General features: G+C 42.4%; 1 protein-coding gene. It reads left to right on the top strand.

Going from position 1 to position 290, the window contains the following annotated elements:
• A partial coding sequence (locus CWB80_RS21755) for a diguanylate cyclase domain-containing protein (protein WP_138686307.1) occupies positions 1 to 290 on the top strand: 290 nt, incomplete at both ends.

Here is a 290-nt window from a genome sequence, read left to right as displayed (position 1 = left end):
CTTAGATGAATTTAAACGTATCAACGATACGCTAGGTCACGATGCGGGCGATCAGTTATTGGTTGAAGTTGCTAATCGTTTGAAAAAGCGTTTACGCACCGAAGATACCATTGCACGTTTAGGTGGTGATGAGTTCGCAGTCCTGTTAAGTGGTATTGAGCATCAAACTCACGCCATGGAAGTGGCGAATACCATTCAACGTACTCTTAATGAGCCTATCAAACTACGGAACAATGAAGTGATAATTCTTGCCAGAATTGGAATCACGATGGCACCATTTGATAGCAAAG

The sequence above is a fragment of the Pseudoalteromonas sp. S1650 genome, from assembly GCF_005887195.1.
GTDB lineage: Bacteria > Pseudomonadota > Gammaproteobacteria > Enterobacterales > Alteromonadaceae > Pseudoalteromonas > Pseudoalteromonas simplex.
Note: the sequence above shows the minus strand (reverse complement) of the source record. Positions and strands in the feature narration are given on the sequence as shown.